The sequence below is a fragment of the Pseudomonas sp. FG47 genome (assembly GCF_057809115.1).
Window position 1 is genome coordinate 1 of sequence record NZ_JBMDJI010000082.1, and the last position, 1,339, is coordinate 1,339.

The 1,339-nt window shown below is 54.2% G+C and carries 1 protein-coding gene and 1 pseudogene; both read right to left on the minus strand.

Annotated features, from left to right (window positions below; all coding sequences use genetic code 11):
• Positions 1-319, minus strand: a pseudogene (locus tag ACODS5_RS24620) (hypothetical protein); the annotation flags it as partial.
• Positions 320-344: 25 nt separating this feature from the next.
• On the minus strand, positions 345-1,339 hold a 995-nt coding region (locus ACODS5_RS24625), incomplete at its 5' end, for an RHS repeat-associated core domain-containing protein (RefSeq protein ID WP_489109882.1).

A 1,339-nucleotide genomic window follows, 5' to 3' on the forward strand; every position in this document is an offset into this window, starting at 1 on the left:
GCAGCAGCGGGCGGCCGGCGCTGTCATTCAAGGTGAGTACATGGCCAGCGTCGACGCTTTGACTGGCAATCACTGCGCCGGTAAATGCTGGATGCAGGATCAGGTTGGCTTTTACGCTCGGGTCTGTCTGTTGGCGCGCGGCAAGCCTGGGGTCGATGCTGTGTACCGGATGGCCGAGGGCGTTGAATTGCTGGCGGGTGATGCGCGTGCCCAGCCCTGGAGTCTCGGGGTGGCGGCAATAACGTATTTCACGGATGGCTTCGCCACGGTTGCCGCGCACGGTGATCGAAGGCGTGTACCGATCAAGTACGTATTCCATTATACCCATATCCTCACATCGTCTTCTAATAATAATAGCGGGAAAAGTGTTGTTCGAATTTCTGCTGTGCGAGCTCTAGATATTGCCGGCTAAACCGGGAGTGTCGAGCATAGTCACTTTTTGAAATATACCTTTTCCCTTCATATAAGCGCCCGGCACGAGAGTTCTTCTTAGATGCTGGAAGCTCTATTCCGATGTCTGCTTCCCCCTCCACAACAATGCTGACACCCCACTTGTTGAAAAGGTCGTACATTGTTGTGTCAAGTTTTCTGAGCGCGTCTTTCGTATCATAGACGTTAAGTAGTGCTTCCGAAATCAAGGCGGGCTTCGGTGTCTTGACGGCTTTGTAAACTTCTTTCCCGATATTTACCGCTCCGGAAAATGGCACCGGAACCAGCGGGGCATGTAATTGGGCAGCGGCCAGCTGGGTCGCTAGCGCCGTGTTCAAGGCTGTATCGGCCAGGTCATCTTTGAACTCGCCTGAGCTGGCGTAGTTGCGCGCTCTGTCCACTACGCGGTGGGACCAATTATTTTTTTTGATGGTCAATCGGCTGGCCATGTCCGTATCAGGCCGCGGCGGTTGCGGAGCAACAAATATTCCTGGGATTTTGCTGGTCAACGTGCTGCTCACGGCAGCCACTTGTGGGATACCAGAGAGTGCAGTGCCTGGCAGTGTTGCAAAACTTGCCACGACTTCTGCCGCCACCATGGAAATAACGGAACTGGCAATGGCAAGCTTTTTGTTTTTCATGAACTGATCCACGCGCTCTTTTATATCGAAGCTTGCCGCAGAAAACTGCTCCACCGCATTGTAAATGTTGAGTGCACTACGCTGGTTGTGTTCACGTTCGTCATCGTCTGGGTTCAAGCCAGTAGCATCGCCAAGTGTCGCCGGGTTGTTACGGACCATTCGGTACAAGTTGAGCCCGTCGACGACACCTGCCGGATCAGCGCTCAGCCAGCGGCCCAGCGGCTGGTAGTAGCGATAACCGTAGTAGTACAGGCCCGTGGCATCGCGCT